This is a genomic window from Pedobacter puniceum (genome assembly GCF_009674685.1).
In the GTDB taxonomy this organism is placed as follows: domain Bacteria; phylum Bacteroidota; class Bacteroidia; order Sphingobacteriales; family Sphingobacteriaceae; genus Pseudopedobacter; species Pseudopedobacter puniceum.
This window is the reverse complement of sequence record NZ_WKJI01000002.1, coordinates 793,961-815,005: the sequence shown is the minus strand read 5'-3', so window position 1 is coordinate 815,005 and position 21,045 is coordinate 793,961. Positions and strand designations below refer to the sequence as shown.

Annotated in this window: 19 protein-coding genes; 12 read left to right on the top strand and 7 right to left on the bottom strand. The window is 31.8% G+C overall.

Features of this window, described 5'->3' with window-relative positions:
- The first annotated feature begins 151 nt into the window (after positions 1-151).
- The 3 genes from GJJ64_RS10210 to ybeY are packed head-to-tail and all read left to right on the top strand — an operon-like array spanning position 152 to position 4,342.
- Complete coding sequence (locus GJJ64_RS10210) at positions 152-3,442, top strand: DUF4175 family protein (RefSeq protein ID WP_154287684.1); 3,291 nt, start codon at positions 152-154, stop codon at positions 3,440-3,442.
- Between the two features lie 2 nt (positions 3,443-3,444).
- Entirely contained in the window at positions 3,445-3,873 is a 429-nt protein-coding gene (locus tag GJJ64_RS10205; RefSeq protein ID WP_229655511.1) for an ATP-binding protein, read from the top strand.
- Between the two features lie 28 nt (positions 3,874-3,901).
- Positions 3,902-4,342 carry an rRNA maturation RNase YbeY gene (gene ybeY / locus GJJ64_RS10200; RefSeq protein WP_154287904.1) on the top strand — a complete coding sequence of 147 codons (441 nt, stop codon included), beginning with the start codon at positions 3,902-3,904 and terminating at the stop codon, positions 4,340-4,342.
- 28 nt (positions 4,343-4,370) lie between these two features.
- Here ybeY and GJJ64_RS10195 read toward each other — a convergent pair whose 3' ends face one another.
- Positions 4,371-5,084 carry a pirin family protein gene (locus GJJ64_RS10195; RefSeq protein WP_154287683.1) on the bottom strand — a complete coding sequence of 238 codons (714 nt, stop codon included), beginning with the start codon at positions 5,082-5,084 and terminating at the stop codon, positions 4,371-4,373.
- Between the two features lie 116 nt (positions 5,085-5,200).
- On the opposite strand from GJJ64_RS10195, the gene GJJ64_RS10190 reads away from it, so the two are divergent.
- The 4 genes from GJJ64_RS10190 to GJJ64_RS10175 all read left to right on the top strand — a co-directional run bounded on the left by GJJ64_RS10190 (position 5,201) and on the right by GJJ64_RS10175 (position 11,405).
- Positions 5,201-5,857, top strand: coding sequence for an NAD(P)H-binding protein (locus tag GJJ64_RS10190; protein WP_154287682.1), 657 nt, complete (start codon positions 5,201-5,203; stop codon positions 5,855-5,857).
- Positions 5,854-7,719 carry an ABC transporter ATP-binding protein gene (locus tag GJJ64_RS10185; RefSeq protein WP_317162922.1) on the top strand — a complete coding sequence of 622 codons (1,866 nt, stop codon included), beginning with the start codon at positions 5,854-5,856 and terminating at the stop codon, positions 7,717-7,719. The genes GJJ64_RS10190 and GJJ64_RS10185 overlap by 4 nt, the downstream gene beginning before the upstream one ends.
- Positions 7,720-7,792: 73 nt before the next feature.
- Positions 7,793-9,655, top strand: a complete 1,863-nt coding sequence (gene mnmG, locus GJJ64_RS10180; protein WP_154287681.1) for a tRNA uridine-5-carboxymethylaminomethyl(34) synthesis enzyme MnmG — start codon at positions 7,793-7,795, stop codon at positions 9,653-9,655.
- Between the two features lie 175 nt (positions 9,656-9,830).
- A complete protein-coding gene (locus GJJ64_RS10175) occupies positions 9,831-11,405 on the top strand; it encodes an Ig-like domain-containing protein (RefSeq protein WP_229655510.1) in 1,575 nt (524 codons plus the stop codon).
- Here the strand turns inward: GJJ64_RS10175 and GJJ64_RS10170 are convergent.
- Together GJJ64_RS10170 and nadB are read right to left on the bottom strand one after the other, a co-directional pair.
- Complete coding sequence (locus GJJ64_RS10170) at positions 11,389-11,910, bottom strand: gamma carbonic anhydrase family protein (protein WP_154287679.1); 522 nt, start codon at positions 11,908-11,910, stop codon at positions 11,389-11,391. The genes GJJ64_RS10175 and GJJ64_RS10170 overlap by 17 nt on opposite strands.
- Positions 11,910-13,499 (bottom strand): L-aspartate oxidase, encoded by a 1,590-nt coding sequence (gene nadB / locus GJJ64_RS10165; protein ID WP_154287678.1) that lies wholly within the window; start codon positions 13,497-13,499, stop codon positions 11,910-11,912. The genes GJJ64_RS10170 and nadB overlap by 1 nt, the downstream gene beginning before the upstream one ends.
- A gap of 452 nt (positions 13,500-13,951) precedes the next feature.
- Here nadB and nadA point away from each other — a divergent pair, with 452 nt between their 5' ends.
- From nadA to GJJ64_RS10145, 4 genes are all read left to right on the top strand, one after another.
- Positions 13,952-14,944, top strand: coding sequence for a quinolinate synthase NadA (gene nadA / locus GJJ64_RS10160; protein ID WP_154287677.1), 993 nt, complete (start codon positions 13,952-13,954; stop codon positions 14,942-14,944).
- Positions 14,945-15,006: 62 nt separating this feature from the next.
- Entirely contained in the window at positions 15,007-16,485 is a 1,479-nt protein-coding gene (locus GJJ64_RS10155) for a S41 family peptidase (protein WP_154287676.1), read from the top strand.
- Between the two features lie 49 nt (positions 16,486-16,534).
- Positions 16,535-17,584: a thiamine-phosphate kinase gene (gene thiL / locus GJJ64_RS10150; protein WP_026904233.1), complete on the top strand. Its 1,050-nt coding sequence runs from the start codon at positions 16,535-16,537 to the stop codon at positions 17,582-17,584.
- On the top strand, positions 17,584-18,108 hold the full coding sequence (locus tag GJJ64_RS10145) for a GNAT family N-acetyltransferase (protein ID WP_154287675.1): 525 nt from the start codon (positions 17,584-17,586) through the stop codon (positions 18,106-18,108). The genes thiL and GJJ64_RS10145 overlap by 1 nt, the downstream gene beginning before the upstream one ends.
- Here the strand turns inward: GJJ64_RS10145 and GJJ64_RS10140 are convergent.
- The 3 genes from GJJ64_RS10140 to GJJ64_RS10130 form a co-directional block, all read right to left on the bottom strand.
- Positions 18,105-19,340, bottom strand: a complete 1,236-nt coding sequence (locus GJJ64_RS10140; protein WP_154287674.1) for a M16 family metallopeptidase — start codon at positions 19,338-19,340, stop codon at positions 18,105-18,107. The two genes, GJJ64_RS10145 and GJJ64_RS10140, sit on opposite strands and share 4 nt — an antisense overlap.
- A gap of 86 nt (positions 19,341-19,426) precedes the next feature.
- Positions 19,427-19,663 (bottom strand): hypothetical protein, encoded by a 237-nt coding sequence (locus GJJ64_RS10135; protein ID WP_154287673.1) that lies wholly within the window; start codon positions 19,661-19,663, stop codon positions 19,427-19,429.
- 51 nt (positions 19,664-19,714) lie between these two features.
- Positions 19,715-20,173: a MaoC family dehydratase gene (locus tag GJJ64_RS10130; protein WP_154287672.1), complete on the bottom strand. Its 459-nt coding sequence runs from the start codon at positions 20,171-20,173 to the stop codon at positions 19,715-19,717.
- A 119-nt stretch (positions 20,174-20,292) separates the two neighbouring features.
- On the opposite strand from GJJ64_RS10130, the gene hpt reads away from it, so the two are divergent.
- Positions 20,293-20,838, top strand: a complete 546-nt coding sequence (gene hpt, locus GJJ64_RS10125) for a hypoxanthine phosphoribosyltransferase (protein WP_154287671.1) — start codon at positions 20,293-20,295, stop codon at positions 20,836-20,838.
- On the opposite strand, the gene GJJ64_RS16835 is transcribed toward hpt, so the two are convergent.
- On the bottom strand, positions 20,833-20,973 hold the full coding sequence (locus tag GJJ64_RS16835; protein WP_262884805.1) for a DUF5615 family PIN-like protein: 141 nt from the start codon (positions 20,971-20,973) through the stop codon (positions 20,833-20,835). The two genes, hpt and GJJ64_RS16835, sit on opposite strands and share 6 nt — an antisense overlap.
- Between the last annotated feature and the right edge of the window lie 72 nt (positions 20,974-21,045).

Genomic DNA, 21,045 nt, shown 5'->3' with positions numbered 1-21,045 from the left:
TACATCATATTCAATATAAGGTGTTAGAATATGAACAAAAGATTTTCACTTTCTAGCTAAAAGAAGGTTTGTTTAATTTTATCCCATAATAAAATCATTATTAAACGGTTAAATGTTATATTTCCGATGTGCTTAATATTTCTTCATTTTTATGGATTACGCTGACTTTTTAAAAAAGATAGACGATTTCATCAGGAAATATTACCTCAATAAAATTATTAGGGGCTTGATTTGGCTTTGTGCTATTTTTTTGGCCGCTTTTTTAGTAGTGATTATAGCAGAATACTACAGCTATTTTAATCCGCTTACTAAAACCATTCTCTTCTACCTATTTATTATCAGCCAGTTTGCTTTAGCTTGGTTTTTGGTTGGTAAATATTTACTGAAATATTTGAAACTAGGCGCTTTTATAAATCATGAACAAGCATCTATCATCATTGGAAATCATTTTCCTGATGTAAAAGACAAACTCCTTAATACTTTACAACTACAGAAAGCTTTAACTGATAAGCCTGAACATGAAGCTTTGATTTTGGCTAGTATTAACCAAAGGGTTAAGCAATTACAGCCTATTCCGTTTGTATCGGCTATAAAAATCAGTGAAAACAAGAAATATCTACGCTATGCTATTGTACCGGCTATGGTGATGCTAGTTTTAGCATTTACAACGCCTGCTATTATTACTGATGGTACTAGCAGAATTATTAAACATAACCAGCGTTTTGTTAAAAAAGCTCCTTTCAACTTCGAGATATTAAACAAAAATTTATCAGGCGTACAAGGAGAAGATTTTCAGCTTAAAATTAAGCTAAGCGGAACAGAAATACCTCAGGAAGTTTACATAGAAGACGGTGTTAACAGTTTCAGATTAACACAAGAAAATATTATCCACTTCAACCATACTTTTAAGAATTTACAAGAGGATGTAAGTTTTAGATTTAAAGCTGGCGAGTTTTACTCTGAAACTTATACCTTAAAAATAAGCAAAAAGCCAAGTATTTTAGGTGTTAAGCTATTTTTGACTTATCCGGCTTACTTAAAAAAGAAAAACGAGGTTTTAGAGAATCCTGGTGATATTAGTTTGCCAGAAGGAACTGTTGTAAAATGGTTAATCAATGCAGAGCATACTACAGCATTAACTTTCAATTATCTACAAAATAATATCCAGCTAAAACCTAATACCAGCAATCAGTTTAGCTATCAGCTTAAGCTAACAAAAAGTGCTTTGTATAGTTTAAAACCTCAGAATAAATGGGTTATACCAGATGCTTTAAATTATCAGATAGAGGTTTTACCAGATGCTTTTCCACAAATTGAAGCTACAGAAAAAGCTGATTCGCTTAATAGCCAAGTATTATATTTTATTGGGAAAGCCAGTGATGATTATGGTTTAAACAGTTTAAATTTTCACTATAAAATTACATCATCTAACGATAAAGGCAGACTAGGAAAAGAGTTTAAAGCACCTGTAAAATTGGATAAAGGTAGTTTACAAAGTAGTTTCTTCTACTTCTGGCCTATTAGTAACACAGGTATAAAAGCAGGCGAAGAAATTAGTTATTATTTTGAAGTTTCTGATAATGACGGTGTAAACGGCCCTAAAAGCAGTAGAACAAGTGTTAAAACCTACAGGCTTTTAAGTAAAAATGAGCTTATAGAAAAAGTAGAAGAAAGCACACAAAACGTTAAGCAAAAAATTTCTGATGCTATTAAGCAAGCTCAAAAGATTCAAGATGAAGCCCGAAAGTTAAATCAAGAGTTGTTAAATGCCAAGAGTATGGATTATACTCAGCAAAAGCAAGCACAAGAATTGCTTGATAAACAACAAAAGCTAGAAGAGTTGTTAAAAGAGATAAGTAAAGAAAATCAGAAGAATTTACTAGAGCGCAATCAACTTGATAACAACAAAGAACTTTTAGAGAAGCAAAAGCAAATACAAGAGCTGTTTGATAATGTATTGGATGAGAAGACTAAATCTTTATTAAAGGAAATTCAGAAAATGTTGGAGCAAAAGCTTAGCGATGTTCCTAATCAAGAGCTTAAGCAGGTGCAAAGCGACCAAAAATCTCTGAAAAAAGAATTAGACCGTATTCTTGAGCTTTACAAGCAACTGGAAGTTGAGCAAAAAATAAATCAGGCGATAGATAAATTGGAAGACCTTGCAAAAAAGCAGGAAGGAAACATCAATAAACCCAATTTAAATCAACAAAAAGAAATTAAAAAAGAGTTTAATACGCTTAAAGAAGACTTAAAAGAAATAGCAGAAAAAAATCAGCTTTTAGAGCAACCAGAAAATTTTGATCAACAAAAAGAACAACAACAAGCTATTGAAAAACAGTTACAGTTAGCAGAAGAAAATCTAGCACAAAACCGTAAGCAAAAAGCCAATGAAGCACAAAAAGATGCTGCTTCTGAAATGCAAGAAATGGCTAATAAGCTAAAGGAGATGCAAAGTGAAGACGATGCTGAACAAAGCCAAGTTGATGCCCTAGCTTTAAGGCAAATTCTTCAAAACTTATTAAAAAGCTCTTTTGACCAAGAAAAATTGATGCTTGATCTAAAGAATACCAACATTAACGACCCTAGGTTTAATGAGATTGGTCAGCGACAAAGGAATATTAAGGATAATTTAAAAATTGTTGAAGACAGCTTGTATAGTTTAAGCAAACGGGTTCCACAAATATCAGCTACGGTAAATAAAGAGATAAGCCAAATTAACCAACAAATTGCAGAAGCTTTACAAAACCTTACAGAACGTAAAATTGCAGAGGTAAACAGAAACCAGCAATATGCTTTAACAGCTATCAATAATCTATCTTTAATGCTTAGTGAAGCCTTAGAACAACTGCAAAATGCGATGAAGAATGCTAAATCTGGCGGTAAAGGAAAGCCTAAACCAGGGATATCACAGCTATCTAAAATGCAGCAGGAGCTTACTAAAAATATGCAAAAGGCCAAAGAGCAAATGCAGCAGCAAGGCATCCCGCAAGGGCAAAAAGGTAATAAACAAATGAGCCAGCAGTTTTCTGAAATGGCACAGCAACAACAAATGATTAGGCAAGCTTTACAAGAACTTAATCAACAGCTTAATAAAGATGGGAAAGGTAAATTAGGAAATCTGGAAAAAATCATGCAAGACATGGAACAAACAGAAACTGATCTCGTAAACAAACGTATTACACAAGAGGCTATTAACAGGCAACAAGAGATACAAACGAGGCTATTGGAAGCAGAAAAAGCCGAAAGAGAAAGAGAGCAAGACACACAAAAAGAAAGTAAAGCCGGAAAACAATTTGCACCAAATTATAATTTAGTACTTAAAGAATATGAAAAAATAAAAGAAAATGAGGCTGAAATGCTAAAAACAGTATCTCCAGCGTTAAATAATTTTTATAAGTCAAAAATTAGTGATTACTTTAAAAAATTAAATAAGAGGAAATAATTATGAGTAATCTTTCAGGGATAATGGATAAAGGACTCTATTCTCTTCAACTTCCTTCAAATGAGAATAGTATAGCAGTAGTTGAAAATTTTGTTGATGATTTGGTTGCTACCCTAAATATAGGAGATGATGTTTACGCTAATTTAATGACTTGCCTTAACGAAGCGGTTACGAATGCTATTTTTCATGGAAATAAGCAAAATCCAAATAAATTGGTTTATTTAAATCTTGAAATTATTAATAATAAAAGATTAGTATTTACAGTTGCCGACCAAGGTGAAGGTTTTAATTTTAATAACCTACCAGACCCAACTGCACCAGAAAATTTAGAAAATTTAAGTGGTAGAGGCGTATTTATTATGAAACAACTGGCAGACCAATGTATTTTTAATACAAAAGGAAACGAAGTAGAGCTACATTTTAAGTTCTAATCTCCATCTTTGCATAAACAAAGATTTGATGAAAAAACTGCCCATAAATTTTTTTGAAGAAGATACTACCTATGATCTGAAACATAAAAATGCAGTTAGAAACTGGATAAATACCACTATAGAAGAAGAAAAACATCAGTTACAAGAACTTAATTTTATATTTTGTTCTGATACTTATTTACTAAGTATCAATCAGCAATACCTAAACCATGATACCTTTACAGATATTATCACTTTTGATAATAGCGAGGAAAAAGGAATCATTTATGGCGATATTTTTATCAGTATAGATAGGATAAAAGAAAATGCCAAAACTTTCAAAGTAGCCGTAAGCGATGAATTGCACAGGGTTATTATACACGGTACATTACATCTTTTGGGTTACCCCGATAAGAAAAAAGAAGAAAAGGCTAAAATGACTGAGATGGAAGATTTTTATTTGGCTAAAAGAGCATTTAGAAAGGGTTAAACTTAAAAGTTTAACCCTTTATTTATAATTAAGCCATTGGTACTTCTATCACCAAAAGCTTAGTATCTAAATGAGCTTTTACAGCTACTGATGTTGTATCGTAAACACCAATAGCATCTCTGTTATCTAAAACGTGTTCTGCAACACCTAATTGGCCTTGTAATACAAAAATATATACACCGCTATTATTTCCTTTTAAATTGTAAGAAAGCTCTTTACCGGCTTCTAAATTAGCTAAAGAGAACCATGCATCTTGGTTAATCCAAACAGCTTGCTTATTATCCTTATCCGGAGAAACAACTGTTAAAAACTGGTTATGCTTATCCTCTTCCTTAAAAGATTTTTGATCATATCTAGGCTGAATGTTATATTCCTTTGGAAAAACCCAAATCTGTAAAAATTTAACAGGTTCTGCTTTACTACCATTAAATTCTGCATGTCTAATGCCAGTTCCAGCGCTCATAATTTGTACGTCGCCAGTTTTAATTACAGCATCGTTTCCCATACTATCCTGATGGTTTAAAGAACCATAAAGCGGAATACTTACAATTTCCATATTTTCATGGCCATGCATACCAAAACCCATTCCAGGCTCTACATAATCATCATTTAATACCCTTAATAAGCCAAAACTCATTTTATTTGGGTCTTGATAATCGCCAAAACTGAAAGAATGGTAGCTTTTTAACCAGCTAATTTGTTTTGCTCCTCTATCAGAAGCTCTGTGTATAATCGTTTTCATGATGAAATATTTTTAAATGTTACTTGTCTTTTTTATATAAAAAATTACATGTTTAAACATACAATATTTATTCCAAAGATACAAATGCGTACTTTTGCAGATTGATTTTAGATAAAATGACTAGAAAAGCAATTATTATAGGTGCAAGCGGACTTATTGGCAGTGAATTACTGTCGGTATTACTGCATAGTAACACCTACACAGATGTAATTGTACTTGTTAGAAAGTCATTAAACATCCAAAATCAAAAGCTAAAAGAAATTATTACTGATTTTTCTAACCTTTGGGAGATTAAAGAACATATAAAAGCAGATGTTATTTTTTGCTGTATAGGTACAACCAGAGCTAAAACACCAGATTTAAATAACTACAGAAAAATTGACCACGATATCCCTATTGAAATTGGGAAAATTGCAGTAGAAAATCAGGTTCAACAATATCATCTGGTTTCTGCCTTGGGCGCTAACGCTCAATCATCAAATTTTTATAGTAAAATTAAAGGCGAAACAGAAGATGATTTAAAAGCTTTAAACATCCCAAGCATACATATTTACCAACCTTCCCTATTAAGAGGAGAAAGAAAAGAAAAGCGTATTGGTGAAAAAATAGCCTTATCATTGATGAAATCTATAGATCCTTTATTAATAGGCTCTTTAAAGAAATATAGAAGTATTAAAACATCGGTTATTGCGTTAGCTATGTATCAACAATCATTAAAAGAAGATCAGGGTATTTTTACCTATCCATCAGATATCATAAAAGAATTAGTGTGAGTATAGTATCAGCAGAACAATTAGGTCATGCCTTTAACGATTATTGGCTTTTCAGAAATTTAACTTTTGGCATACAACAAGGACAAAGAGTAGCTTTAGTAGGTATTAACGGTGCCGGAAAATCTACCCTTTTGAAATTGTTAGCAGAAAGAATATTACCTAGCGAAGGAAAAGTAGTAAAGGCTAAAGATATCAGATTTGGTTATTTAGAACAAGACCCAAAATTTAGTGCCGATGCCAGCATCAGCGATTTTATTTTCAGCTTAGATAATAGGCAGCAACAAATTATTAGAGAGTACGAAGAGCTTTTAGAAGAAGAAAACCCAGATTTAGACAAGATAAACGAACTTACAGAAGAGTTAAGCAATCTTAATGCTTGGGAATACGAACATCAAATAAAAACCATTCTTGGAAGATTAGGCATTCATGATTTACATCAGAAAATATCTAACCTTTCTGGTGGACAAAAAAAGAGGTTAAGTTTAGCTAAGTTATTGATAGATGAACCCGATGTTTATGTATTAGATGAACCTACCAACCATTTAGATATTGATACTATTGAGTGGTTAGAGAGTTTCTTAAATACTGGCGGAAAAACCATTTTAATGGTTACCCACGACCGTTATTTTTTAGATAATGTTTGTAATGAAATTATTGAGTTAGACAATGGTCAGGTTTTTTCATATAAAGGCAAATACGCTTATTATTTAGAAAAGAAATCAGAAAAAGATGCTGCAGACCAAGCTACTTTAGCTAAGAACAGAAACCTGCTTAAAAAGGAACTAGAATGGATGCGAAGACAGCCTCAAGCAAGAGCTACAAAATCTAAAGCCAGAATAGATGCTTTTTATGATTTAGAGGAGCGGTCTAAAGGCAATGGAGCTAGAGAACAGGTAAAACTAGAAGTAAAAGTTAGCAGACAAGGAAATCAAATATTAGAGATAGAACATATCAATAAAACATTTAACAACATTTCTATCATCAATGATTTCTCTTACACCTTTAAGAAAGGTGATAAAATAGGTTTAACCGGAAAAAACGGAACTGGAAAATCCACTTTCTTAAATCTTATAACCGGAGAATTAAAAGCTGATTCAGGAACTATTAAAAAAGGTGAGACTACTGTTTTTGGATATTACCACCAATCAGGCTTAAGCTTCCAAGAAGATGAGCGTGTTATTGATGTTGTAAAGAATATTGCCGAGTATATTACCCTTGCAGATGGAAGTACAATTACAGCTTCTCAACTTCTTACACTTTTCTTATTCCCGCCCAAGAAACAACATGGCTTTGTAAGCTTATTAAGTGGTGGCGAGAAGAAAAGATTACACTTAATGAAGGTGTTAATTAAAAATCCAAATTTCTTAATACTGGATGAGCCTACTAATGATTTAGATATTGACACCCTAAATGTTTTAGAAGAGTTTCTTGAAAATTATCCGGGTGTTTTAATTTTAGTTTCACACGATAGATATTTAGTAGATAAACTAACCGAACAGCTTTTCATATTAGAGGGCAATGGTAAAATAAGAATCTATAATGGTAATTATTCTTCTTACCGAGAAGAGCAAGAAATACTTAAACAATTAGAAAAAGAGCAAGCTAAAAAACAACAATCAAAAACCGCTAGCCCCGCTCCTGCTAAAGAAAAAGCAAAACTTACTTTTAAAGAGAAGCAAGAGCTTGAAGCCTTGAATAATGAAATAGAGGTTTTAGAACAAAATATCAAGAGTTTAACAGATAGCTTAAATAGCATTTCTAATCCAGATGAGATTATCAAAACCTCACACTTAATTGAGGAAAAACAAAACGAACTAGATGAAAAATCTATGCGTTGGTTAGAATTATCAGAACTCGCATAACAAAAAATACTCATGTTCCACGTGGAACATGAAGATAAAAAAGAAGAATTGTTTCACGTGAAACATTAAAAATATGTTTGAAAAATATGACGTAATTGTAGTTGGTGCAGGACATGCCGGATGTGAAGCAGCAACAGCAGCAGCAAACTTAGGTTCTAAAACTTTGCTTATTACCATGAACATGGGTACTATAGCTCAGATGAGTTGCAACCCAGCTATGGGTGGTGTAGCTAAAGGACAAATTGTAAGAGAAATTGATGCTATGGGTGGTAAATCGGGTATTATAGCTGATAAATCAACCATACAGTTTAGAATGCTTAACCGTTCTAAAGGGCCAGCAATGTGGTCTCCACGTACTCAAAACGACAGGATGCGTTTTGCTGAAGAATGGCGACTAACACTAGAAAGCACTCCAAATTTGGATATCTGGCAAGACATGGCAAGCGGAATTATTGTAAAAGATGATAAGGTTTGTGGTGTAAAAACATCATTAGGTATAGAGATAGAAGCCGAATCTGTAGTCTTAACAAATGGCACTTTTTTAAACGGTGTTATCCATATTGGAGAGAAAAAAATGGGTGGTGGTAGAACTGGTGAAAAATCAGCAACAGGCATAACAGAACAGCTAGTTGAACTAGGTTTTGAAGCTGGCAGAATGAAAACCGGTACACCTCCAAGGGTTGACGGTAGATCTTTAGACTACTCTAAAATGGAGGAACAATGGGGCGACGAAGAAAGAGGTAAATTCTCTTTTACTGATACCCCTGTCCCAACTGAACAAAGATGCTGCTGGATTACCTACACTAATAGCGAAGTACATGAAACTCTAAAACTAGGATTTGAAAAATCTCCTATGTTTACTGGAAGAATCAAAGGTTTAGGTCCAAGATACTGTCCGTCTATAGAAGATAAAATAAATAGATTTGCAGAAAGAGAAAGGCATCAAATTTTTGTTGAACCTGAAGGCTGGAATACAGTAGAAATATATGTTAATGGCTTCTCTACATCCTTACCAGAAGATATTCAACAAAAAGCATTAAGGTTAATACCAGGTTTTGAGAATGCAAAAATGTTTAGACCAGGTTATGCTATAGAATATGATTTCTTCCCTCCTACACAATTAAGTTTAACCCTAGAAACAAAACTGATTAAAAATCTATTCTTCGCTGGGCAAATAAACGGAACAACAGGTTATGAAGAAGCGGCAGCACAAGGTTTTATTGCGGGTATAAACGCTCACCAAAAAGTACATGATAAACACGAGTTGATTCTAAAAAGATCAGAATCTTATATAGGTGTTTTAATTGATGATTTGGTTACCAAAGGAACCGAAGAACCTTATAGAATGTTTACCTCTAGAGCTGAACATAGATTGCTTTTAAGACAAGATAATGCTGACGAAAGACTCTCTCCTATTGGTTACAATTTAGGCTTGATATCTGAAGAGCGTTTAAACTTAGTAAAAGAAAAAATCAAAAACGCTCAAGCTATTATAGAGCTAACAAAAGAAATTAAAATAGATAAAGAAATTGCCAACCCAATATTAGAAGAGTTAGGAACAAGTAGCATCAGCCAAAGCTACAAATTACACAATCTATTAGGCAGACCTCAGTTAGAAATGAAAGACCTTAGAAGAATGAGTAAACATTTTGACGAGGCTTTAAACGAATACAATAAAGAGACTATAGAGCAAGCTGAAATAAAAATCAAATACGAGAGTTACTTTGATAAAGAGATGGAAATTGTAGAAAAAATGAAAAAGATGGAAGACAAGGAAATCAATCCTGAGTTTAACTATCATTCTCTAAATTCTATCTCTAAAGAGGCAAGAGAAAAATTAATGAAAATAAAACCAAGAACTTTAGGTCAAGCATCTAGAATTTCTGGTGTTTCACCATCAGATATTTCAGTTTTAATGGTTCATATGAGTAAATAATTGATAATCAATATTTTATATAAACAAAACAGTTAATTCAAAATATTTGATATAAACGACTTTTTCGAAATTTTAATGATAACCTTCATCAAAATGATAAAATGTCTTAAATCGCACAAAAATGCTTTTAAATAAAAAAGTGCAAAAAAATATAAATTTCTTACACCTATCTTGGATGATTTTGCTCATTCAAGCTTGTGCTAGTATGCAGCAACCACAAGGAGGCCCAAAAGATGAACAACCACCAAAAGTTTTAAAAGAAACACCTAAAAATTTATCAACCAATTTTATCAATAAAAAAATACTAATTGAGTTTGATGAATATTTTAAACTCAATAATGAGTATACAGAAATTGCTATATCTCCGGCACAAGAGAATCCACCTCTTTATAAAATCAAACAGAAAAGTTTAGAAATAGAACTTAAAGATACTTTAGAGGCTAATACTACTTATACTATAAATTTTGGCAATGCCATAGCAGATGTTAACGAAAGCAACAAGCTTATAAACTATAGTTATGTTTTTTCTACAGGAAAACAAATAGACTCATTACAAATATCTGGTAAAGTTTTAAATTCTAATGATAACCTCCCATTTAAAGGAGCTACTGTATTTATTTTTCCTATCGAACGAGATACCTTATTTGGTAAAAAAAGACCAGCCATTTTTACTACTACTGATTCTTCTGGAGTCTTCTCAATTAAAAACTTAAAAGAAGCAACTTATAAAATTTATGCGCTAAAAGAGGAATCTGGTGATAGAATTTATAACTCGCCTAAAGAAGAAATAGCATTTTTGGAGAAACCCATTAAGCTAAAAAAAGATACAAGCAACATCATTTTAAAACTGTTTAAAGAAGTACCAGAAAAATTTAGGGTATTAGATAGAAAAATAGAAACAGACGGAAGGATAACGCTTATTTTTAATAAACCTATTAAAAAACCATCTATCAAATTTTTAGATAATACCATTAAGAACCCTATCATATCATACTCAAAAAATGCTGATACTACTTTAATATGGTTAAGAGAACTAACTTTTGATTCGCTTAAACTAGTAATAAATGATCAGAATAAAATATTAGATACTATCAAGATAACCAGAAATAAAAAAGATAATTATACGAGAACTATCAAGTTTGAAAGTAACCTTTTATCAGGTAAAATAAAACCAGGTACATCTCTAGAGCTAACTTCTAACCTACCACTGGCAAGTATAAACAAATCTCTAGTACAATTGATGGTAGACTCTGTACCGCAAACCAATTTTAGCTTTGATATAATTGATGCTAATAATAGAGTTGTAAAAGTTAATTATCCTTGGCGTATAAAGAAAAGATACACTCTATTATTCAAAGAAAACGCTATTACAGATATTTATGGTACTAAAAATAAAGAAATAAGTTTAGATGTTGAATTAGATGAATTAGAGAATTACGGTAATTTAACTCTAAATGTAGACAGAGCAGATACTAGTAAAAGTTATATTGTTCAATTACTGAACGAGAAAAAGCAAATCTTAAAAGAATCTCCCATCAATGTAAACACCTTACTAAATTATAATACCATTAGCAATGGCAAATATTTCTTTAAAGTGATAGAAGATATCAATGAAAACGAAATTTACGATACTGGAAATGTTAAAAATAACCTACAACCAGAAAAAGTTTGGATTTATGATAAAGAATTGATTATCAGGCCAAATTGGGATAGAGAAGAGAAAATAACAATTCCTAAAGAGTTTCCTTAAACCAACTTGAATACATGATATAATTATTCGGTAGTTTATCTAATAAAGCCCTTTGCTCATCGGTTAAGGGCTTTATTTTTTTTGCTGGCATTCCGGCATATAAATAACCAGATTCGCACAGTGTATTCTCTAAAACAACAGCTCCGGCTGCAATAATTACATACTCTTCAACAACAGCATTATCCATAACTATAGCGCCCATACCTACCAAAACTTTATCTTTTAAAGTACAACCGTGAACCAAAGCATTATGCCCAATAGAAACTTGATTACCAATAGTAGTTGAAGCTTTTAAATAAGTAGCATGAATAACAGCCCCATCTTGAATATTGGTATCATTACCAATGCTTATACTATTAACATCGCCACGTATAACCGCATTAAACCAAACAGAACAGTTATTACCCATTTTAACATCGCCAACAATAGTGGCATTTGGAGCAATATAACAATCATCGCCCCATTTGGGTGATTTTCCTAAAACTGGTAATATTAAAGGTTCCATTATAATATAGTATCTTTTAATTCATGAGCATGCTGAGGATAATCTGTTGTATAATGTAATCCTCTACTTTCTTTACGCTCGGTTGCTGATTTTATTACAATGTATGAAACTTGTATTAAATTCCTCAATTCGCACAATTTAACAGATAGCTTGGTTCTTTTATAAAACTCTTCTGTTTCTTCATATAAAAGACGGAGTCTTCTCATGGCTCTTTCTAACCTAAAATCCGAGCGAACAATACCCACATAGTCGCTCATCATCTTTTGCATTTCGCGGATGTTATGAGTTACTAAAATATCTTCATTAGAAAGCTGCGTATTTTGATCATTCCAATCTGGAATATTATCCGGAACACTAAATTCATTTAACCTATCCTTAGCATCTAAATAAATTCTATGAGCATAAACCAATGCCTCTAATAAAGAATTGGAAGCCAAACGATTAGCACCATGTAAACCGGTAGAAGTAACCTCGCCACAAGCATATAAACCTTTAATAGATGAACGACCAAATTCATCAACCAAAACACCACCACACATATAATGACAAGCTGGTGTAACTGGTATCATATCCTTAGTCATATCTATACCAATAGACAAACATTTAGCATAAATATTTGGGAAATGAGAAAGTAAATCTTCTTTTTTACGATGTCTGATATCAAGATAAACAAAATCATCACCAGATTTTTTCATCTCAGCATCAATAGCTCTGGCAACAATATCACGAGGAGCTAAAGAACCACGCTCATCGTACTCATACATAAATTCTTCGCCATTTCTTCTTTTTAAAACACCTCCGAAACCTCTTACGGCCTCAGAAATTAAAAAAGAAGGATACTCGCCAGGATTATACAGAGCAGTAGGATGAAATTGAATAAACTCCATATTTCTAACCTTTGCCTTAGCTCTATAAGCCATAGCAATACCATCACCAGTAGCTATGGTTGGATTAGTTGTAGAGCTATAAATATGTCCGGCACCGCCAGCAGCTAATACCGTAATTTTTGATGTAATCTTTTCTATAGTATTATCAGCTGTGTTTAGAGCATAAATTCCATAGCATTCTATATTATCAGAATGTCTGTTCACAAACTCACCAGTATGATGCTGTGTAATTAAATCTACTGCAAAATAATGTGTAAGTATTTCTATATTAGGGTTTTGATGAATTTCTTCTAACAAAGAACGTTCAATCTCAAAACCTGTTATATCCTTGTAATGTAATACACGATGTTCTGAATGACCACCTTCTTTAGCTAAATCATAAAACCCGGTTTTATCTTTATCAAACTTAGCTCCGTACTCAATAATCTCTGAAATTCTATCTGGACCTTCAGTAACAACAATCTCAACAATATTCTTATCACACAAACCATCGCCTGCAATTAAAGTATCATTAATGTGCTTTTCAAAAGAATCTTCCTTTTTATCCACAACTACAGCAACACCACCCTGTGCATACTTAGTGTTAGATTCATCTTCATTAGATTTTGTAACTATCAGAACTTTACCATGTTTTGCAGCCTTAAGGGCAAAACTTAAACCAGCAATACCAGATCCTATAACAAGGAAATCAACATTTCTCATATTAAAATGGCTATGTTTTAAACAAGCCTCAGTTTTATGTGTATAAAAGTATAAAAGATGTTAGTTTAATGTATGTAATAAATTAAAAGTATTTGAAAATGTTAACAAAGCAGCTAAAACTAAAAATCAAGTTTAATTTATTACTTACTTACTGGTAACAAATCAACATTTATTAACGTTTTAAAAATACTTAATATTAAACAGAATAATTTTATAATTTTTTTGTTGCTAATTATAATACTACTGATAATCAATAAGATAAATGCTTATAATTGTTAATAAATTGTTAGTATTATTAAAATAAATCAAAAATCAAGATTTATCTATTTAAAGATATACACCAAACTAACACCTTAATAAACAATAAGAATTTTATTTATAAATAATTAGTTATTATTAGAAAGTGGAGAAACCATTATTTTGAAATTTATACCTTTGGATAAGGAAAAAAAATGAACGTACTAGAAGAGATTAACATAAAAGGTTTTGTTGATGAATATATTGACCCAACCTTAGATTTATTCGCAGAAATAGAGCGATTAAAGAAAGAGAAAAATGCAGTAATTCTTGCACATTATTATCAAGATGCTGATATACAAGATATTGCGGATTATATTGGTGATAGTTTAGGTTTATCACAAGAAGCTGCCAAAACAGATGCTTCTATAATTGTATTTGCTGGTGTACACTTTATGGCAGAAACAGCCAAAATATTATCGCCAAATAAAAAAGTATTGTTACCAGATAGTAAAGCTGGTTGTTCTTTATCTGATAGCTGCCCACCGCATTTATTTAAAAAATTTAAAGAGAAATATCCAGACCATTTGGTTATTACTTATGTAAACTGTACGGCAGAATTAAAAGCTTTAAGTGATATTGTTTGTACATCTAGCAACGCAGTGCAAATAGTAGAAAGCTTACCAAAAGATCAGAAAATCATATTCGGTCCGGATAAAAACTTGGGTGCTTACGTAATGAAGAAAACAGGTAGAGATATGGTTTTGTGGAATGGCGCTTGTATGGTACATGAGATTTTTGCTCAAGAGAAAATTACAAAATTAAAGGAACGTCATCCGCAAGCTAAATTTATTGCACACCCAGAATGTGAAGATCATATTTTGTCTATGGCAGATTATATAGGCTCTACTACTGGATTATTAAATTATACCATTAAGAATGAGGCAAAAGAGTTTATTGTAGCTACAGAATCAGGAATTATCCACCAGATGGCTAAAGCAAACCCTGATAAAACTTTTATTCCGGCACCACCAAATAATACTTGTGCTTGTAATGATTGTCCGCATATGAAGCGTAATACTTTAGAAAAATTGTATTTGTGTTTAAAAAACGAATTACCTGAAGTAGATGTTCCACGTGAAATTATAGAAAGAGCAAGATTACCTATTGAAAGAATGCTAGATATATCGGCTAAATTAGGTCTTTAAAAAATAAAATAGCGTCAATAGCAGAAATGTTATTGACGCTTTCTCTCTCCATTTAAAACTATATGATGAAAATCTTGAAATTATTCATGCTATCTGTAATAGTTTTAATGGTTTCTTGCACATCTAAAAAAAAATATAATCAAGCTTTAAATGTTAAACATCCAGTTGAAGCATTAAAAGAGGATTATCAAATTTTAAAAACATCCTTACTAGAAGCACACCCGGGTATTTATTGGTATATAGATAGTATTGTTTTAGCACATAAGTTTGATAGTGTAGAAAACCTGCTGCATAAACCTTTAACTTCTTTAGAGTTTTATAGATACGTTGCTCCTTTAATAACAGAAATTAAATGCGGACATACGCGTTTGGTTTATCCTAACAAAAAATATACTATAGCAGAAAAACAGATTTTAAAAGCAAAAGGAGTTCATCCTTTTAATCAGTTTAAAATAGCTTTAGATGATGATAAAGTGTGGATTAAATCTGTAAAAGATTCCTCAAATCATACGCTTAAACCTAAAATGGAAGTTTTAAGTGTTGATGATTATCCGATAGATAGTATCGTTAAAAAAGCAAATCAACTATTTAGCTCTGATGGTTTTAATAAAACCTTAAATCCATACATCATAGAAAATAATTTTGGATATTACTATCAATTAAATTTTAAAAAAAGTGATACCATCTGCTTAAAAATTAAAGAAGATACGCTGGTAAAAGATATTACTTTAGGTTTTAGTAAAATTAAATCATCATCAAAAAAAGTAAATAAAAAACTAGCTTATTTAGGTAAAGATGCAGATGGTAAACCTATATTAGATTTAAAAATAGATAGCTTAAATAAAACAGCTATTTTAAAAGTTGGAAGCTTTAGTTTTGATCAAGCTAATTTCAGTAAGTTTTATCGTCAGTCATTTAAAAAGCTTAAAGAACAAGAAATCAACCATCTAATTCTTGATTTAAGAGGAAATTCTGGTGGAAAATTAAGTGCATGCAATAAATTATTTAGGTACTTATATGATAAACCAGCCATCTTTAACCAAAGGGTTGAGGTTAAAAAAAGGTATATATCAACACGTAAATATTTTCAAAATTCGTGGTTTTATAATTTCCCTTTTCCACATTTAACCATAAAAAAAGATAGTATGGGTTTTTATAGTCTTCTTAGAACCAATAAAGCTTTAAACCCAAAAATTAACGTTTACAAACCTGATTTATATGTATTAATAAATGGTTTATCATACTCTGCAACTTCTTTATTGGTAGCAAACTTACAAGGTGTAAAACGAGGAATTTTTATTGGCGAAGAAACAGGTGGCGCTTATAACCAATGTACAGCAGGTACAATACCGTATGTTAACCTACCAAATACTAAACTAAAATTGCGTTTACCTTTAAAAGTTATAAAACCAAATACCTCACAAAATATAGTTGGGAGAGGTGTTTTTCCTCATTATGAAGTAATTAACACTTTCGTGGATGAGTTAAATGGTAAAGATAATCAGCTAGAAAAAGCCTTACAGCTGATAAAGACTAGGTAAAACTTAATGAGTAATTTTTTGCACTTTTGTATTTCAAAAGGATTTAAGCATGTTCGAGAATACGCAAAAGACAGAAATAGCAAATTTAGGAGAGTTTGGTTTAATAGACCATTTAACAAAAAATATAAAATTAAACCTTGATACCACTATTAAAGGCGCTGGTGATGATGCGGCTGTTCTAGATTTTAAAGATAAAAAGACCTTAATTTCTACCGATTTACTTCTAGAAAACATACATTTTGATTTAGCTTTTACACCTTTAAAACACTTAGGTTATAAAGCTATTCAAGTTAACTTAAGTGATATTTATGCCATGAACGGGATGGCATCGCATGTAACCGTATCATTAGGTTTTTCTAGCAAATTTCCATTAGAGGCTATAGAAGAATTATATGCTGGGATGTTACTAGCCTGTCAAAAATATAACATTGATTTAATTGGTGGAGATACCACTTCTTCCAGACAAGGTTTAGTTATTAGTGTAACCAGTATAGGTTATGCTGATGAAAGTGATATTGTTTACCGTAATGGCGCACAAGAAGGAGATTTAATTTGTGTTTCTGGCGATTTAGGTGGCGCTTATGTTGGTTTGCAATTGTTAGAAAGAGAGAAACAAGTATTCTTAGCAAATCCTAAAATTCAGCCCGATTTAGAAGGTAAAGATTACATTATAGAACGTCAGTTAAAACCAGAAGCAAGATTAGATATTGTTGATTTATTGAAGAAGATGGAAATTAAACCAACTTCTATGATAGACATATCAGACGGTTTAGCTTCTGAGATATTACATATTACCAAACAATCTAAAAAGGGTTGTAAGTTGTATGAAGAGAAATTTCCGATAGACCCACAAACTGTAGAAATGGCTAGAGATTTTGGTTTAGATCCAACTGTTTGTGCTTTAAATGGCGGTGAAGATTATGAACTATTGTTTACCATTAAACAAGCAGATTACGACCGCTTAAAACACGATGTTGATATTTCTGTCATTGGTTATATTACAGAAGAAAACGCTGGTAATTACTTAATCACTCGGTCTGGAAACGCACATGAATTGAAAGCTCAAGGTTGGAACGCTTTTAAATCTACAGAAAGCTAATGATGTTTATTAGAAAAGGTTCTTTAGCAGATAAAGAAGCACTTTTTAATTTGTATCTGGATGTTTCTAAAAACCCTAATGGCATTGCAAGAGCGCCAGAAGAAATTGATATCCTTTTTATTGATGATGTTTTTAACAATATCATTAAAAAAGAAGGTTTATTATTTTTAGGCGAAGAAAGAACAACAGAAAAAGTTATTGCTGCAATTCATGCTCATAAATATGGTATAGGAATATTTGATCATGTTTTAACCCATTTAACCATTTTGATACATCCGGATTATCAACAACAGGGATTAGGAACTGAACTTTTTCAAAGGTTTTTAAGTGAGATAGAAAAGCACCGTCCTGATGTTAAAAGAGTAGAGCTAGAATCAAGAGCATCTAACAAAAAAGCCTTAAAAATTTATCAAAAACTAGGTTTTAAGCATGAGGGTATATTACATCAAAAAACAAGAAATATAGATGGCTCTTTTGAGGATAGCTATGTTTTTGCTTGGGAGAATAAAAACTTCTTGTACTAATTTTCTTCCTCTGGTTTAAACATCAAAAGGTTTAATAAATTGGGGTTAAAAACTTCATTAGCAATTTCTAAAATTTCTGATGCACTAACGGCATTTAATTTAGCAAATACCTCTTCTAAAGAATCTACCCTATTAAAATCTATTAAACTTTTTGCCATAGAGATTAAAACGCCCATACGGTTTTCTTCTCCTAAAGCAATTTGACCAATAAATTTTTGCTTAGCTTGTTGTAATTGTACTACACCTAATTTTTGTTCTCTTAGTTTCTTTAGTTCTTTATGTACAAGTTTTAAAGCTTTATTTACCTTTTCTTCATCGGTACCAAAATAAATTGAGAAAATACCAGAATCACTAAAAGCGGTGTAATTAGACTCAATAGTATAAGCAATGCCGTACTTTTCTCTTATTTCTAAATTCAACCTCGAACTCATCCCGTTACCGCCAAGAAGATTATTTAACAGTAATAAACCATGTTTTTTATCATCATGAAAAGAATAAGCATGACTACCTAAAATACAATGCGCTTGGTTAATAGGTTTAGCAATAATAAGCTCTTGTTTAGGATTTGGAATTGGTTTTAAACGCTGTTTTTCTTTTCTGTTTTCTGGGATGATACCGAAATATTTATCGCATAAAGCCCAAATCTTAGTTGCTTTGTAATTTCCGCTAACGGCAAAAACTATTTCATGCGTATTATAGGTTCTAGCTATAAAATTTAAAATATCTGATTTTTTAAATGCGGATACAGAATCTTTAGTTCCTAAAATATTTTCGCCAAGCGGATTTCCTTTAAATAATAAACTCTCAAAATCATCATTTATAGCCTCTTCTGGCTGGTCTTCATAACTTAATATTTCATCAATAATAACCCCTTTTTCTTTTTCCATTTCTATTTCCGGAAACATAGAGAAAAAGGCAATATCTTGTAATAAGTCTACAGAGCGCTCTAAATGTTCATGTAAAAAGGATGCATGTAAGCAAGTATATTCTTTAGTTGTATAGGCGTTTAAATCTGCTCCCACAACTTCTAAACGATTTAAAATCTGATTAGTATTACGTTTTTTAGTGCCTTTAAATAGTAAATGCTCAATAAAATGCGCTAGGCCTGGTTTACCTTCTTCTTCATCTCTTGCTCCAGCATTAATAATTAAACAACAATGCCCAATAGGCGAAACTGTTGGTTTAAATAATATCCTAATGCCGTTTCTTAATCTGTAAACTTCGTGATCCATAAAAGAACCGCAAAGATAATTAATAAATAGAGCAATTAATTTTTAAATAAAAACAGCATTTGAATTTCAAATGCTGTTTTTATCTCTTAATTAGATTGTGGAGGGGTTGTTGTTGTACCGCCTCCGCCGCTACCTCCATTTGGTGTTGTAGTTGAAGTAGTGTCAGTTGTTGTACCAGTTCCGTTCATTCCGCCAGTACCAGATTGGTCTGTAGTACCTGTAGAATCAGTAGTGTTTGTAGAATCTTTGGTAGAGCTACATCCTGTAGCTATGGCTCCAATCACTGCAAAGCCCATTACCAATTTAAAAAAATTGCTTTTCATATCTCATTAATTTAGTAGATATGAATGCTTGGCTAAATTGATGCCAATAAACTATATGAAATGGTATAAGAAAACTGCCTCACCACTAAAAGCAGGTTTTTTTTGATCTTTAACTTCTAGTTCTATACCAATTGTTGCTTTGGTTACACCGCGTAAATTAGCAATATCAACTAATTTAACAGCCAATCTTACTTCGCTATTTACAGTTACCGCTTGTGCAAAACGCAATTTTTCTATCCCGTAATTGATTTCCATTTTTAGATTTTGGATATCAACAATTTGTTTCCATAAGTATGGTATTAAAGATAAAGTAAGATAACCATGGGCAATTGTTGCCTTAAACGGACTTTCTGTTTTTGCTCTTTCTGTATCGGTATGTATCCATTGATGGTCTAAAGTAGCATCAGAGAATAAGTTTATTTGCTCTTGGGTGATGGTATGATAATCAGAAAAACCTAGTTCTTTTCCTAAATGAGACGCAAACTCGTCGTGGCTCTTAATTACTAACATGGTATAATATTTTAGATAAATAAAATTTGAATATACAGATTATATAAAATCTAACAGATGAATTATAAAACAATAATAAATGCTTTTTTAAAATTAAATTTGTTGAAACAAGCCACATCATGAATTTAACCATAGACGATAAAACCTTCGAGCCTTTTATAGATGCCAATATGATAGAAAAGCGTGTACGCTTATTAGGTATACAAATGAATGTTGATTATGAAGAGAAGGTGCCTATTTTTATTGGGGTTTTAAATGGTAGCTTTTTATTCATGGCAGATTTGATGAAAGAAATCAACATCAGTTGTGAGATGGCTTTTGTGAAGGTTTCATCTTACCATGGCGAAACACAATCTTCAGGTAATATTATAGAAGAGTATCCATTAAGTATCGATATAGAAAATAGAGATATCATTATTGTAGAAGATATTATTGATACCGGAAGAACCTTAAATTATTTGATAGAAAAGTTTAAAACCAAAAATCCGGCAAGCATTAAAGTTGCCAGTTTGTTGTTAAAGCCCGATGCTTTACAAGTTAAAATTGATGAGATAGCATACATTGGCTTTGAAATAGCTAACGACTTTGTGGTAGGTTATGGTTTAGATTATAAAGGACTAGGAAGAAACACGAAGGATATTTACAGGTTGTGTAGTGAGTTATAAATCATTAATCCTGGCCCACTTTATCAATTCTACATCTTGAGCATCAAATTTTCCAACATTAGACCAGTGTACAGCGTGTATATTTTTTAAATTGAATTCATAAACCCATTGAGGGGATAAATTCATATCTATCAAGATTTTAATGCAGTAGCAAGAGGGGCTTCAAATTCTTCGGAACGCCATGCAGCTAAAAAACCTCCTTAAACT